Here is a 15,796-nt window from a genome sequence, read left to right on the forward strand (position 1 = left end):
CTTATCGCCCATTCCCACTCAGCGTTTGCGCCGGGCTGTCCAAACTGTTGAGGAAAGCGCGATGCGATTGCATATGGTCTACCGCCCGTCCCATGGCCGACTGCATCGACTGGAGGCTGTGCGTGATCTGGGCACGGTCCACCGTGCTCACGATCGGATCAATTGATTTTGGCATGATGTTCTGCCCCAGCAGGACCGCGATCCAGCTCGGTTTCGAGAACAATTCGTCATCATAGCGGAAAACGCGCCCGGCCTCGCGGAACAGTTCGATGCGCCGGGTCAATGAGTCGGGGACGTCCATCGTCCGGGTGTAGGTCCAGAAGGGGGTGTCATCACGCTGGGTGGCCTTGTAGTGCAGGATGATGAAGTCGCGCACCTGCTCGAATTTCTTCTCCAGCATGCGGTTGTACTCGTCGCGAACGACGGATGGCATGCTGGCGGTCGGAAACAGGGCGATGAACTTGCTGATCCCTTCTTGAATCAGGAAAAGAGAGGTTGATTCCAGGGGTTCGAGAAAACCGCCGGACAGGCCGATCGCGATACAATTCTTTTCCCAGAATTTCGTGCGGTGACCGGTCTGGAAGGCGATCTTGCGCGGCGATCCGATCGCCGGGCCATCGAGATCATCCATCAGGCTTTGAACGGCCTCGTCATCGCTCATCAGTTTGCTGGAATAGATATGCCCGTTCCCCGTTCGATGCTGTGTGGGGATGCGCCACTGCCAGCCCGCCTTCTTGGCCGTGGAGATTGTGTAGGGCAGGGGGTCGCCGGCTGACTCGCAGGCAACCGCCTGTGCGGTGTCGCAGGGCAGCCAGTGAGACCAGTCCTTGAAGCCGATGCCCAGCGTCTTGTTGATGAGCAGGCCGCGAAAGCCCGTACAGTCGAAGAAAAGGTCGCCGTCGACGGATGAGCCGTCTTCCAGCTCTATCCGGGCGATATCGCCCGTCTCCGCATGTTGGTGAACCTGGGTGACCTTGCCCTCGATCCGTTGGACACCGCGCTTTTCTGCATACCCTCGGAGATAGCGCGCATAGGCGGTGGCGTCGAAATGATAGGCATAGCGCAGCTGGGAGAGGACGGATCGCGGATTGGCTTCCGGTTTGGCAAATTTGCCGGCCGCCGCGGCGCGGGCGCTGAGACTGAATTCCTCAATCGTGCTGCCGGGGTTGTCCTGTTTGTAGCGGAGCCAGAATTGATGGAAATCAATGCCGTTCATATCGGCGCCATGCACGCCGAATGGATGGAAATAGGCGTCGCCCAGCTGGCCCCAGTTCACGAACTTGATGCCGAGTTTGAAGGTCCCGTTTGTCGCCTTCAGAAATTCGGCCTCGGGAATACCCAGGATCGCATTGAAGTGGATGATGTCGGGGATCGTTGCCTCGCCGACCCCGATCGTGCCGATCTGTTCGGACTCGACCAGCGACACCCGAACGCTGTCCGGGGGCAAAAGACTCGACAGGGCTGCGGCCGTCATCCAGCCCGCCGACCCGCCGCCGACAATGACGATGCGTTTGATATTGCCAGGCGGGGTATCAGACATGGTTTTTCTTTTCGAAGTATTGCTTGAGCTTGGCCACATAAATGTGGTGCGGCGGCATTTTGGGTATGAGCTGTTTGATCGCCTCGCTCATATGGGTCAAATTCCGTTCGGTCTCGTCTTTCGAAATCCGGTCGACCTGCCGGTCATACTGTCTCGGGGTCCGGCCCATTCCCATATGCGCAATGGTCCAGTCCTCGTCATTGAAGGGCTCGAGATCGTAGCGGGTCAGAAGCCCCCGATTTGTGAATTGCGTGATCTTCCGGTCGAGCTTCTCGCTGTGTGGCTTCGCCAAGGCGTCTCGCCAATAGCTGGAGGCGGGCGCGTCGCTGCCAGACAGTAGCGCATCATGAAACAGGTTGGTGTGGGCCGTATCCTCGCGAAAGCGCCGGTTGAACTCCTTTTGTTCAACGGTCATGTCGTCGAGCACCGGGATGAGTTCCAGCAAACGCTCGATATCGCGTTGAAGCATGATCATCGGCGCCGGGGTGAGCGGCTCGACCACCGAAGCGGCATGGCCGATCGCCACGCAATTCCCGACCCAGGCATCCGTCAAATGCCCAAGCTCGATGGTGAAGTGTGCGTCCGGGTCCTCGGCCTTGTCAGCCGGGCCGACATGCAGCACGTGTTCGCCGTTCTGGAGGAAGGCTTTTGACGTCCAGCCAAGGGCATTGGCCTCGATCTCGCGACACGGCGGGCCGAGCTGATCGGTGGCGCGGGTCGTTTTGGCGGCTCCGATCGTCCGTTCGGCGTTGAAACTGGCTCCCACGCTGTTGATGGCGTGCCTTGAGGGGCCGCTCGCATCAATGAACAGGGTCGCCGTCATGGTCTCGCCAGTGTCCAGCTGAACGGCGGTGAGCCGACTGCCTTCGGCCTCGATCGAGCGAATGTCGGCATCCATGCGCCGGACGTGAGTGGTCGCAAGCTGGGCGTCGACAAGCCGGGTCAGCTCGCAAGGGTCTATCTGATAACCGTATTCAGCTTGCGACAGGGCAATTCCCGGATCCGAAGGCGGGTGCGCGAAGCGCCCGGCAAGCGCGGCCTGCGCAGAGACCAGCAGGGGCTGCAGGGCCGCGGAGGCGCGTGTCACGTGGTGAAATAGCGGGATGCCCGAAATCGTCTTGAACGGCGCGTGATGACATTGCAGCCAGCTGTGCGAAGACAGCCAATGGCGGAAGTGGCAGCCATAGGAAAAGGAGGCGGCGCTCTTCAGCAGGAGCGTCGGCTCATCCAGCCCCAGTCGACGCAGAAAATTGTAGCTCGACGGGTCGGTTGCGTTTCCATAGAGCACGTCTTCCTGTGGCACCGCCGCGCCTCGGATCTGGATGATCCCGCAGGTTTCGTCCAGGCTTCTGACGAGGCTGAGCGCTGTCAGGCTGGCGGCCAGGCCGCTGCCCAAGACGATAATGGATCTGGTCGGTGTGTTGGTCGGTTCCGGCACGGGCGCGGGCTCACATTCCGTTTGCAAGGATGGGCGCTGAAGCGGAAGCCGCGCCATGACGGCGCAGGAATTCAGCCTGCGTCGGCGTCGCTTCGACGGCACGCCTTGTTTCCTGATCTATCTCGTCCAGTCGCCGTTTCACCTCCGCGAGCGGATATTTGTCGATTCGGGGGTCGTGATCGGTGGGCATGAGGTTCTGCCCCAGCATCACCGCGATCCAGCTTGGCGGCAGAAAGACGCCGAACTCGTACTTCAGAACATAGCCGCGCGACGACCAGGCGGCGATTTTCTCCTGCAAGCTGGCGGGCAGCTCCATGGCCTGGAAATAGCGCCACATCTCACTGTCATTCCGCTGGGTCGCGACGTAGTGGAGAAGCAGGAAATCTCTCACGCGTTCGAAGTTCAATGCCATCCGGTCATTGTATTCGGCGATGTCCAACGGGTTGATCGTCTGGCTCGGGAAGAGCTCGATCAGCGATGTTATGCCTTCCTGGATAAGGTGGATGGATGTGGACTCAAGCGGTTCGAGGAAGCCGGCAGACAAGCCAATGCTGACCACATTGCGATTCCAGAATTTCTTGCGGCGACCGGTCTTGAAGAAAAGTTGCTTGGGTTCGGCCAGCGCCGGTCCCTCCAGCGAGCTCATCAACTGGTGGGTCGCCTCATCATCGGAGATGAATTCATTCCAGTAGACATGACCATTGCCGGTCCGGTGCTGCAGCGGAATACGCCATTGCCAGCCGGCCGTGCGGGCCGTGGCGCGGGTAAAGGGCAGGAGCTCGCCTCTGGATTCACACGGGACGGCGATGGCGCGGTTGCAGGGCAGCCATTGGCTCCAGTCATCATAACCGGTCTCCAGGGCCTGCTCGATCAGCACGCCTCGAAAGCCCGAGCAATCGACAAACAGGTCCGCAGTCACTTGTGACCCGTCCGCGAGCTTGACGGATTTGACGTCGCCGGACTCGCTGTCGAGTTCGACATCGACAACACGGCCTTCAAGCCGTCGAACGCCGTTGTCCTCGCCGTATGACCTGAGGAAGCGGGCATAGAGGCTGGAATCGAACTGGTAGGCGTAGCCGAAATTCGAACCGATCTTGTTGGGGTCCTGGCCCGGGATCTGGAAGCGTCCGTTCTCGGCTGCCACGATCGGGTAGGAATAATCACTGAGACGCCGAGCCTGGCCGGCCTTCTGCAGCCTCAGCCAGAACTGGTGGAAGTCCAGATCGTCGAGCGGGAGACCGTAATCCCCAAAGGGGTGGATATAGTGATCGCCGCGCTGGCCCCAGTCGCAGAATTCGATCCCGAGCTTGAACGTGGCCTCGGTGGATTTCATGAAGGTCGGTTCGTCGATTCCCAGCGCCTGATTGAAAAACCGAATGTGTGGCAAGGTTGCCTCACCTACGCCAACGGTTCCGATCTGATCGGATTCAACGAGCGTGATTTCAAGGCCTAAACTTTTGAACTTGTTGGATAGGGCGGCGGCAGTCATCCAACCCGAGGTTCCACCGCCAAGAATACAAATTCGCGAAATCGCACTCACGTCCGATCCTTATGACTACCAACCGGCAATCTCACTATGGATCGCCTATTGCAAAAATGAAAGGAGTAATGATAACGTTACCATCTTCGGTGATATCCGATGCCCGTTTTGGGTAAAAAAATAAAGACTTGCGTCTAGGGGAGGAACTAAGTGACCAAATCGAAGAAGGCTGACCGCTGGCGGTCAACGCGGTATGCCCTGCTGGGAACGACAGCCATGGTTGCCACCTTGGCTGCTCAACCTGCCATGGCGCAGGAAGCAGAAACCGCCAACGAAGAGAGTGAGACGTCTCAGGAAGTCATCACGATTCAAGGCGTCCGGGGCGCACTGCTCACGGCCCGTAACACCAAACGTGAAGCTGACACATTCGTGGACTCGATCACCGCGTCTGACGTGTCCCAACTGCCGGACCTGTCCGTGGCTGAAGCCCTGGCACGCGTGCCGGGTGTTGTGGTCCAGCGGTTCGTGCTTGGCGGCAGCGACGGCGATTTCCCGTCGCCTGAAGGTTCCGGCAACATCGTCCGTGGCCTGCAGTATGTCCGGTCCGAATTCAATGGCCGTGACGCCTTCTCGGCAAATGGTGGCCGCGCCCTGGAATGGGCCAGTATTCCGCCTGAGCTGATCGGCTCCGTCGACGTGTTCAAGAACCAGACGGCTGACATGCTCGAAGGCGGGATTGCCGGTACGGTCAATCTGCGCACGCTCGAGCCGTTCGACCGTGATGGTCAGATCGCGATCCTCGCTGCTGACGGAACCTATGCGGACCTCGCCGAGGAATGGAGCCCGGGCTACAGCGCGATCTTCGGGGATCGCTGGAGCAATAATTCCGGTGACTTCGGAATTCTGGCGTCGTACTCGACGTCCGAGCTGCAGTCGCGCATCAATGGTTTCCAGTATGGCCAGTTGATGGCGATTCCGAACCCGGACAATGCGGGGACCACAATGGCTCTGCCGGGTGGCTGGCAGGCACGTGATGCCGAAATCGGCCGCGAGCGCGACAGTTACTATCTTGCGGGCCAGTGGCGCTCGCCGAATGGCGACATCGAGCTCACGCTGAAGGCGACCCGGGTCGAGAATTTCGTTCAGACCGATGAGCGCACACTCGAATTCTTCACCGATGCCGAGTCGTGGAATGTCTGGTCGGTGCTCGGCGATTCAAGCACCCGCAACATCACACCTTTCACCTCCGCCGGCATCCCGCGCTGTAATGGTAATGGCGAAGCCGCCAATGGTGGCGTCGGGATCTGCGAAAGCCTGATCGGTGTCGATGGCGGCCTGATGGAATCGGGCATGGTTTCCAACAATCTTCGCGATTGGCTGGGCCAGACCGGTAACCTTCAGACTCCGCTTCAGTCGCTTGCAATTGCGCAGACCAATGAGTCGATGACGCAGGACTTCAGCGCCAATCTTCAATGGCGTGTGAACGACCGTCTGTATGTCGAGCTGGATGCTCAATACACCGAAGCCGAAGCCTCCATGAACCGGCTCTGGGCGGGTGGTAATCACTTCGCCGACTACCGGTTCGACTTCTCGGACGCCGAGAATCCGGAGATCGAGCTCTTCCTGTCCGATCAGGTCCGCCTGGCAGACTGGGGTGGCACTTTCCGTGGTGCTGATCCGGGCGTCCTGGGTGACCTCGGTGACCCGCGTTACGCATTCCTGCTGTATGCGGCTGACCAGTTCGAGGACAATACCGGCGATCTGACCGCTTTCCGGGCCGATGCCGAATACGAATTCGGTGATGATGGCTGGTTTGACTCCGTTCAGTTTGGTGCGCGCTTCTCCGAGCGTGAGCAGATCAACCGCAGTGCGGGCCTGAACTGGGCTGGCATCGCGCCGCCATGGAGTGGCGGCTACCTGCCTTACGCGAACCGTGCAGATGCCGGCGCCTATGATGTCGCCGACTTCTCCGGCTTCATGGATGGGAACGTGTTCCAGGGTGACATCACCTCGATCGTCTTCCCGAGCCGTGTCCAGATGCAGGACTATGAGGCATTCGTGGCCTCTCTCGCCGCTGAGCCGCTGATGGGCGGCGGAATCAATGGTGATGGCAATCTGCAGGTCGGCGACTGGGTTCCGCTCCGTCAGAATGGTGTGATTGATTACGTCAATCGCGGCATTGACGGGTCGGTCAAGGAGCAGACGACCAACTTCTATGGTCGGATGAATTTCGGCCAGGAGTTCAGCAATGGCCAGTCGGTCACGGGTAATTTCGGTCTGCGTTATGTGCGCACCGACACGACCGGTGGCGGTTTCGTCGGCTATGCAGAACTTGCGGAAGATGATCCGCTTGACGCGACGCAGCCTCGCGATTTCCTCCCGGAGACCGCGGCTTATCTTGATCAGGCCAATCAGGCGAACACGATCGACAACAGCTATGAGTACTGGCTGCCGTCCTTCAATGTCCGCTGGGACCTGAATGATGAGATGATTGTCCGCTTTGCCGCCAGCCAGGCGATCTCGCCTGCCAATATTGCGAACCTCAACTCCAACCGCGGCGTGTCGGCCGAGCTTGGCTTTGTCGTCGACAATACGGCTACACCGCCGGCTATCACCGATATCGTTCTTGGTGGCATCAACGAGGTTGGCGGAAATCCGACCCTCGATCCGGTTGAAGCGACAAACTTCGACCTGTCCTATGAGTGGTATTTCGGTTCAGACGGTCTCTTCACCGCGTCGGCCTTCTACAAGGATCTGAGCAATATCATCGTCTACGGCGAGGAAACGATCGATTCGATCACGCTGGATGGCTACACAGTTCCGGTGACCTATTCGGGCAATCTGAACCTGAATGACGGTACCGTGGAAGGTGTGGAATTCTCCTACCAGCAATTCTTCACCGAGTGGCCGGGACTGTTCGGAAACCTGGGCGTCCAGGCGAACATGACGTTCCTGGCTTCCGAAACCTCGCCGCTGCCGTCGGTGCAGGATGCGGATGGTGATGGCGTTGAAGGCTTCCTCACGGTCTACCGGTGGGGTGTCGACGAGCTGCTCGGACTCTCGGACAAGTCCTACAACCTGATCGGTATCTATCAGGATGATCAGTTCGAAGTCCGCCTCGCCTACAATTGGCGGTCGGCCTACTGGAGTTCCTATCGGGACTTCATCACGGGCAACCCGATCATGCAGGACGATATCGGTTTCCTTGACGCCTCCTTCCGTTGGGACGTCACGGACAGCTTCCAGCTGCGTGTCCAGGCTGCCAATCTGCTCGATACCCGCGCTGCTGCCAGCCAGCAGGTCGATGCGGCAGGTCAGAGCTATGCTCGGTCGGTCTTCCAGAACGACCGTCGATTTGAAGTCGGTGTGCGCTACGAATTCTAGTCAGCGCAACAATGCATGATTTCAAATTCTGAAATTGGGGGCAGGTGTAACCACCTGCCCCCTTTTTTGAAGCCCGCCAGCATCTGGCAAGAGCTCAAGCGTGATCCTTGCGCGTGCTCGCAATCTGTCGCGGTGCTTCGTCTATCTATCAGGTTCCACAACCAAGGCTGAGGGAGCCGTAAGCGCATGATGCCCTTGCACTTTCTTTCAGTACTCGTCGCCACCCTGCAGCCGCTGCCGGCAACGGAGCCGGAGGGCTGGGCACTTGTCTGGGCGGATGAGTTTGAAACGGACGCAATCGACCCCGGCAAATGGACCTATGACGTGGATTGCTGGGGCGGCGGCAATAATGAGCGTCAATGTTATACTGACCGTCCCGAGAATGCCTTTACCGCCGACGGGCATCTGGTGATCGAGGCCCGCAATGAGTCGTGGACCGGAGATCCTTTCCCGCCACGCTGGGGGCTGACCGGTGATGCCGTCACGCAGGATTTCACGTCCGCGCGTCTGACAACGCGGGGTCTGGCATCCTGGCGCTATGGTCGCTTTGAGATCCGCGCGCAGCTGCCCGGGCACCAGGGTAGCTGGCCGGCCATCTGGATGTTGCCGGAAGACAGTGTCTATGGCGGTTGGGCAGCGTCTGGCGAGATCGACATCATGGAGGCGGTCAATCTGGGAGAGCCGTGCGACGTCTGCCCGGCCGGGCTTGAAAACCGGGTTCTGGGGACGCTTCACTATGGTGGCTCTGCGCCGGACAACACCCAATCCGGCGATGCGATGTTTCTCGAGGACCCGAAGGGTTTCCATGTCTACGCGATCGAATGGACGCCCGAAGATTTTACCTGGTTTGTCGACGGGGTTCCGTATGCCCGTCAGACGGCGGATGAGTGGTTTACCGAGGGGAGCGCGGCCGGTCAGACGGACGGCGCCCCATTCGACCAGCCATTCCATTTGCTTTTGAACCTCGCGATCGGCGGAAACTGGCCGGAGACAAGCAATCTCGGCGGCGTCTCCGAGGATCATTTTCCAAGACAAATGCGGATTGATTTTGTGCGGGTATATTCATGCCCGTCCAACCCGGAAACACTGGCAGGATGCCGGCATGGAGGCCAAGATGAATAACAGGATTTCAAGAATAGCTGGACTGAAATTCACCGTTTCACTCGCTGCGCTCGCGCTCGCGGCGTGTCAGCCGACGGCCGAGGAGGTCGTCGAGCCGGAGGTCGAGGAGAGCGCCGCGAGTGCCACGAGCACCGCGAGTACCGCGATCACGGTGTCCAACGGCACAAGCAGCGTCATCATTGATCCGGCGAATTGGCCGGAGGGCCAATCCGGCGTTGAACGCGATCCGGACATCGAGGCCTTTGTGGCCGACCTCGTCTCGCGCATGAGCGTTGAGGAAAAAGTCGGTCAGGTGCTTCAGGCGGACATTTCCACCGTTACCCCGGAACTGGCGGCCCAATACCATCTCGGATCCATCCTCAATGGCGGGAATTCCGGTCCGGGCAATGATAATTTCGCTCCACCCGAGGCCTGGCTGGCACTCGCGGATGAGTATTACACCGTGACCACGGACACGTCGGATGGCGGCGTTGGAATCCCGATCATCTGGGGTACGGATGCCGTTCACGGCCACTCGAATATTGTCGGCGCGACCCTGTTTCCGCACAATATCGGTCTTGGTGCCGCCAATGATCCGGACCTGATCCGCCGTATTGGCGAGGCGACGGCTTTGGAAATTCGCGCCACCGGACAGGACTGGACGTTCGCGCCGACACTGGCCGTTGTGCAGGATGATACCTGGGGGCGGACCTATGAAGGCTATTCCGAACGGCCGGAGATCGTTGCCAATCTAAGTCGCCCCATGGTGGAAGGACTCCAGGGCGTTGCCGGCACGGACGACCTGTTGAGTGGCGATCATATTGTTGCCACCGCCAAACACTGGGTCGGTGATGGTGGTACCGATCGCGGCATCGACCAAGGTGACAACCGGTCCAGCGAAGCGGATATGCGCGACATTCATGCGGCAGGTTACCCGCCGGCAATCGCGGCTGGCGTGCAGACGGTCATGGCATCCTTCAATTCCTGGCATGGCATCAAGATGCACGGGAATGGCGCCATGCTCACCGATGTCCTTGTCGACCGGATGGGGTTTGACGGCTTCGTCATCGGCGACTGGGAAGGCCATGGCCAGATCGCGGGTTGCACCCCGGAAGACTGTCCGCAGGCCCTGCTGGCGGGTGTCGACATGTATATGGCCTCGGGAAGCTGGCGTGGCCTCTATGAGAGCCTCCTGACCCAGGTTCAGGACGGGACCATTCCGATGGAACGCCTCGATGAGGCGGTGACCCGTATCCTGCGCGTGAAGGTGCGTGCCGGGATGTTTGAAGGCGTCGCGCCCTCAGAGCGTCAGCATGCCGGGGATTTCGACCTCGTCGGCGGTGACGCGCACCGGGCGCTCGCCCGCGAGGCGGTGCGCAGCTCCCTTGTGCTTCTGAAAAACGATTCCGGCCTTCTGCCGCTCAACCCGACGGCCCGTATCCTTGTCGCGGGCGATGGCGCCGACAATATCGGCAAACAATCCGGCGGATGGACCATCAATTGGCAGGGCGATGGCCACAGCAATGATGTCTTCCCCGGCGCCCAGTCGATTTTTGATGGGTTTGAAGAGGTCGTCTCCGAGGCCGGCGGCACGGTCACGGTCAGCGAAGACGGAAGCTATTCCGAACGCCCGGATGTGGCGGTTGTCGTCTTCGGTGAGAATCCCTACGCCGAATTCGTCGGCGACCAGGATTATGTGAATTTCCCTGATGAAGCCGGACTGGACCTGCTGCGCCAGTTCCAGGCCGACGGCATCCCCACCGTTGCGGTCTTCATTTCCGGTCGCCCGCTCTGGGTGAATCGCGAATTGAACGCCTCCGACGCGTTCGTGGCGGCCTGGTTGCCGGGCTCTGAAGGCGGCGGTATTGCCGATGTGCTTGTTGGTGATGCTGACGGCCAGGCGCGCCACGACTTCGCGGGTCGGCTGTCCTATTCATGGCCGCGTCGCGCGGATCAAACGGTTCTGAACCCCCATGATGACGGGTATGATCCGCTTTTCGCCTATGGCTACGGGCTGAGCTATGCGGCAGCAGGCGAGCCGGTTGGCGATCTCAGCGAAGACAGTGGTCTTGCTGATCTGGGCGGCGAGGGCATGATCGCCCTGGCCGGTGCCGGGCGTGTACTCGGTGACTATCAGCTGGTGTTGCAAGGCGCCGGTGAGCCGGTGGCCGTGAGTGGCCCGGACGGCAGCAGCGATGATGGTCTGGTCAGCGTCACGCTCGATGACCGCGATGTGCAGGATGATAGCCGTCGCATGACCTGGACCGGTGAGGCCTCGGTGCGTGTCGAAGGCGAAACGGCGGCGCTCGACAGCAACAGTCTTCTGCAAATCTCCTATCAGGTGACAAATCGCGGCGAAGGGCCAGTCGGCCTTGCAATGGCCTGCGGCGAAGACTGTGAAGGCGGTCTGGATGTCACGGCCGGTATCCGCTGGGCCGAGGGCAAGGGGTGGCAGAGCGCTGTTTTGCCGCTGTCCTGTTTTGCCGACGCCGGTGCGGACCTGTCTGCCATCACCGCGCCCCTGGTCATCACCGGATCGCTCGGCCTTGAGTTGTGGATCGATGATGTGTCGATCGGTGGCGAAGCGGACGCCGACATGGCGTGTGAGCTCTAGCTCCCACTGCGTTGTCTGACCGACGCGTGCAGCCTCGCTCCCGCGAGCGCTGCACGCGTCGGTGCGTCTCCGGCGGCGGTGGTCCTCCTGCCAACCCGACCCGGGCGGTCAGCACTGTGACCGGTCTGGAATGCTCACTTGTCTCGGGCAGTCGAGTGTGGACGATGGCGTCCACCAACGGCAGCAACGCCCCGGGAGGACATTATGAGCCAGCGGACAATCGTGATTACAGGGGGAGCCGGCGTGCTCGGCCAGGCTGTTGCTCGCCGGGCGAGTGCCAGCGGCGACCGGGTCGTACTGCTCGACCGTGCTGATATCGGCGAGGCCACGGACCTCGCTGGCGACATCCGGATTGGCGGTGTCGATCTGACCGACCCGGACTCGGCCGGCAAGGCGTTCAAGACAATCGCCGAAACATGCGGCGGCATCGACGCCCTGTTGAATATTGCCGGCGGGTTTGCCTGGGAAACGCTCGAGGATGGCTCGGTCGACAGCTGGGATCGCATGTTTGCGATCAATCTGCGCACGGCTGTGACAGCCAGCAAGACGGCTTTGCCTTGGCTGAAATCGAGTGGCTCAGGCCGGATTGTCAATGTGGGTGCAGCCGGGGCAATCAAGTCGGACATGGGCATGGGGGCCTATGCGGCGTCGAAGGCCGGCGTCGCCCGCCTGACGGAAAGCCTGTCGCGCGAATTGCTGGGCCGGGTCACAGTGAATGCGGTCCTGCCCTCGATCATCGACACCCCGGCCAATCGCGCAGACATGCCCGATGCGGACCCGTCTGACTGGGTGGCTCCGGATGATCTGGCGGCGGCCATCCTCTTCCTTGCCAGCGACGATGCCCGGGCCATCACGGGTGCCTTGTTGCCTGTGACCGGGCGGGTCTGACACCGGGCGCGCCGTCCCCGCGTGGCTGACGCGCTGACCCGGTGCTGGCCGCATGCGGGTGTCGCTCCGGATCAGGAAGTCGGCTAGATCACCTGCATGACCCAAGCTGACACTTTCGAGATATTCCTGGCCGTCGCGCCCGGGTTGGAAGCCGTGCTCCGCGAAGAGCTGGTCGAAAAGGGTTTTCGCAAACCCAAATGCGTGGCCGGAGGCGTGACCATCAGGGGCGTCTGGCGCGACGTCTGGCGGGCCAATCTCGAGATCCGCGGCGCCAGCCGCATCCTCGCCCGGATCGCCAGTTTCCGGGTCGTCCATCTCGCCCAGCTCGACAAGTTGGCCCGGGAGGTTGATTGGGCGCGGGTGCTGCGCGCCGACCGGCCGGTGCGGGTCGAGGCGAGCTGCAAGGGCTCGAAAATCTATCATTCGGGTGCCGTCAGCGAGCGGGTTGGCAAGGCGATCGCCGGGGCGCTGGACGTTCCGGTTGAAGAGGATGCGCCGGTCTGTGTCCGCGCGCGCATGGAAGATAATGTCTGCACGCTGAGTGTCGATACGTCCGGTGAGCTCCTGCATCGCCGTGGCTTCAAGGCCGAGGTCAACAAGGCGCCAATGCGCGAGAGCCTGGCGTCGCTCTTCCTGCGGGCTGCCGGTTTCGACGGGAAGCAGGCGCTGGTCGACCCGATGTGCGGCTCGGGGACATTTGTGATCGAGGCTGCCGAGATTGCGGGCGCGCTCATGCCCGGGCGGGGGCGGACATTCGCGTTCGAGGATCTGCCGAGCTTCGACGATGCGGCCTGGCAATCGGTCAGACAGGCCAGCATGCGCCGGGCCGGGGAGTTGTCGGAGGCCTGCTCGGCATTCGGATCGGATCGCGACCCCGGCGCGGTGCGGATGAGCCGGGCCAATGCCGAACGTGCCGGCGTGACGGGACGGACCGACTTCCGGCAGGCGGATATCCGCGAGGTCGAGCCGCCGGATACGCCGCCAGGCCTGGTGATCGTCAATCCGCCCTATGGAACCCGGATCAGCAACAAGAAAGCGCTGTACGATCTCTATGGTGCCTTTGGCGACCGGATGCGGGCGCGCTTTGGTGGTTGGCGGGTCGCGCTGGTCACCACGGATGCCGCCCTGGCGCGGGCGACGCGGCTGCCTTTTGAAACGTCGACCGGACCCGTCGACCATGGCGGGTTGAAAGTGCGGCTCCATGTGACGCCTGCACTGCCGTCTGCCAGCTAGTCGGAACTGACAGCGAGCTCGAATGGTCCGACCGGCAGGCCGGCGTGATCATAGAGCTGGCAGAGTGGCGCGTCGGCCCAGCAATAGCGGATATGGGTCACCGTTTCCCCGGTTTCCGCCGGACTGAGCATGATGCGGTCGGCCACGAGGCGCGCCGGGGCAAAGGAGCAGCCCGAAGCGGTGCAGGTTTCGAAGCCGCCAGGCTGATCCGTGCCCATGGCGCGCAAGCCGCCCTCGACATCGGCAAAGCGGATCACGATCCGCCCGCCATTGGCCCGTGCCGAACGCGGCCTTGCGCCCCAGGCTGTGCCGTTCGCGTGATGAAGGAGATGCAAGGCGGTGCGCGCGGCGCGGCGACCGACTTCCTGCTTGTTGGGTGGGTGTATGTCGAGCCGGTCGCCGATATCGATCGTGACCACCAGGCCGGCGAGTGGGTCTGCCTCGGCAACCCGGCGTTGGGCATCGCGAACCCGCGCCCAACCGGATTCAACGGGCTGCGCGGTGAGGTCGCCGAAATTCGCCAACTGGACGATGAGGGCCGGCATGTCAGCGCCGAAATGCCGGCGCCAGTCGGCGAGCAGGGTGGTGAGCAGGCCCTCATAGGCGCCGGCCCGACCCGTATTGGACTCGCCCTGATACCAGATCATGCCGGCCAGCCGGGACTGCTCCAGCGGCGCGATCATGCCGTTATACATGCCCGTCAGACCTCCGACCGATTCCCAGGGCGCGCGGGGTGGTGAGCCGATGGAGGCCGGAACCGGTGCATAGCGCCAGCCACCGGATAGCGCGGTCTCCGTACCGTCAGAAAAGCGCAGCCTGACCGCATCGTCCGGGCCGAGCATCCCGCCAGCGCCCCAGCTGTTCAGCACATTGACCGCAAGGGTGTTGATTCCGGCGCGCAAACTGCCCTCCGGCAGTTCATAGCTGCGCCGGGAGCCCCAGCCGAAGGTCGCACCGACAAAGGCGCCATTGACCCAGCTGGCATCGACCTCATCGATCCCGCCAAGGTCTATCCAGGCGTCCTGCGCCGCCTGCTCGGCGCTCAGTTCTATTTGCCGGGTGAACCAGACCATGCCGAGATGCTGGGCCATGTCCGGGGCGCCCCAGCTGCGCCAGTCGCCCATCTGGTCGGGGGCTGCCTGGCCTGGCTCCGCGAGGATCGCTCTGTCTGACCAGGGTGTGGTGCCGGCCGCAGATTGCCACCAGGCTTCCCACGCGTCGCCGAAACGGGCCGTGGCTGCGACCGGGTCGGTCCCATAGAGCGCCAGCGCGCTCAGCGGCGTATCGAAGCCGTCGACTGTCGCGAGCCCCTCGGCACTGATCCAGGCTTCAATTTGGGAGCCGCCCCAGGAGGCATCGATCAGGCCCACGGGCACATCCAGGCGGCTTTGAAGTTCGCGGGCGAAGAAATAGCAGACCGCCGAGAAATTCCCGACGCTTTGCGGCGACGCGATTTGCCAGTTATTCGGGGTGGCGTGATCGGATTGCGGCGTCACCCGGCTCTCATGCGCGACCGTGAGCAGCCGGATCGCCGGACTGTGTGGCCCGGCGATTTCCTGTCCGGGATTGAGGGCCCGAGCGACTTCGAACTCCATATTGGACTGCCCCGAGCACAGCCAGACATCCCCCACGAGAATATCGTCGACCCGTTGCCCGGTCCCGGCCGCAGTCCTGACCTCCAGGGTCAGACGTTCACCGGCGGCGTGCGGGGCGAATTCTGCCTGCCAATGCCCGTCTGCACCGGCCGTGACGTCCTGACTGTCATCCCCCAGGGCGACCTGCAGGCTGCTTCCCGGTTCAGCCTCGCCCCAGACTGCCACCGGCTGGGCGCGCTGGATGACCATGTGGTCGGTAAAGACGGGATCGAGCAAACCGGAACGGGTGAGCCCTGTTTCGCGATCAGCGCCGTCGTCGGGAGCGACAGCATCGCCGACCGAGCAGCTGGCGACGGCCAGGGCCAGTGCCAGGACGGGCAGGCGGACAAGGGACAGGCCGGCAGTGCCCTGAGCCCCGCTCCAAACCTGCTGAAGGCCCTGACCTGGCCGGGTTCCCGGATTTGCGAGCTTGCGGTTGGGGCGGATTGGGATGGTCTTGATACTGGTGTTCTTCATCGTGACA

General features: G+C 61.9%; 9 protein-coding genes. 5 read left to right on the forward strand and 4 right to left on the reverse strand.

Annotated elements, in window-relative coordinates; genetic code table 11:
- Nucleotide 1: 1 nt before the first annotated feature.
- Genes JXQ94_RS11105 through JXQ94_RS11115 form a run of 3 tightly spaced genes read right to left on the reverse strand, consistent with a single transcriptional unit; the run spans nt 2 to nt 4,518 of the window.
- Entirely contained in the window at nt 2–1,540 is a 1,539-nt protein-coding gene (locus JXQ94_RS11105) for a tryptophan halogenase family protein (RefSeq protein WP_421923856.1), read from the reverse strand.
- A complete protein-coding gene (locus JXQ94_RS11110; protein ID WP_421923857.1) occupies nt 1,533–2,978 on the reverse strand; it encodes a tryptophan 7-halogenase in 1,446 nt (481 codons plus the stop codon). Before JXQ94_RS11110 ends, JXQ94_RS11105 begins: the two co-directional genes overlap by 8 nt.
- A 10-nt stretch (nt 2,979–2,988) precedes the next feature.
- Entirely contained in the window at nt 2,989–4,518 is a 1,530-nt protein-coding gene (locus JXQ94_RS11115) for a tryptophan halogenase family protein (RefSeq protein ID WP_421923858.1), read from the reverse strand.
- A gap of 150 nt (nt 4,519–4,668) precedes the next feature.
- Between JXQ94_RS11115 and JXQ94_RS11120 the strand changes: the two genes are divergently transcribed.
- The 5 genes from JXQ94_RS11120 (at nt 4,669) to JXQ94_RS11140 (ending at nt 13,678) form a co-directional block, all read left to right on the forward strand.
- A complete protein-coding gene (locus JXQ94_RS11120; protein ID WP_421923859.1) occupies nt 4,669–7,842 on the forward strand; it encodes a TonB-dependent receptor in 3,174 nt (1,057 codons plus the stop codon).
- Nucleotides 7,843–8,028: 186 nt separating this feature from the next.
- Nucleotides 8,029–8,964 carry a glycoside hydrolase family 16 protein gene (locus tag JXQ94_RS11125; protein WP_421923860.1) on the forward strand — a complete coding sequence of 312 codons (936 nt, stop codon included), beginning with the start codon at nt 8,029–8,031 and terminating at the stop codon, nt 8,962–8,964.
- On the forward strand, nt 8,945–11,557 hold the full coding sequence (locus JXQ94_RS11130) for a glycoside hydrolase family 3 N-terminal domain-containing protein (RefSeq protein ID WP_421923861.1): 2,613 nt from the start codon (nt 8,945–8,947) through the stop codon (nt 11,555–11,557). Before JXQ94_RS11125 ends, JXQ94_RS11130 begins: the two co-directional genes overlap by 20 nt.
- Nucleotides 11,558–11,761: 204 nt before the next feature.
- A complete protein-coding gene (locus JXQ94_RS11135) occupies nt 11,762–12,445 on the forward strand; it encodes an SDR family NAD(P)-dependent oxidoreductase (RefSeq protein WP_421923862.1) in 684 nt (227 codons plus the stop codon).
- Nucleotides 12,446–12,541: 96 nt separating this feature from the next.
- Nucleotides 12,542–13,678, forward strand: a complete 1,137-nt coding sequence (locus tag JXQ94_RS11140) for a THUMP domain-containing class I SAM-dependent RNA methyltransferase (protein ID WP_421923863.1) — start codon at nt 12,542–12,544, stop codon at nt 13,676–13,678.
- Here the strand turns inward: JXQ94_RS11140 and JXQ94_RS11145 are convergent.
- Nucleotides 13,675–15,789 carry a sialate O-acetylesterase gene (locus JXQ94_RS11145; protein ID WP_421923864.1) on the reverse strand — a complete coding sequence of 705 codons (2,115 nt, stop codon included), beginning with the start codon at nt 15,787–15,789 and terminating at the stop codon, nt 13,675–13,677. The genes JXQ94_RS11140 and JXQ94_RS11145 overlap by 4 nt on opposite strands.
- Nucleotides 15,790–15,796: the final 7 nt, after the last annotated feature.

Source organism: Maricaulis maris, assembly GCF_049116555.1.
In the GTDB taxonomy this organism is placed as follows: Bacteria; Pseudomonadota; Alphaproteobacteria; order Caulobacterales; family Maricaulaceae; genus Maricaulis; species Maricaulis maris_C.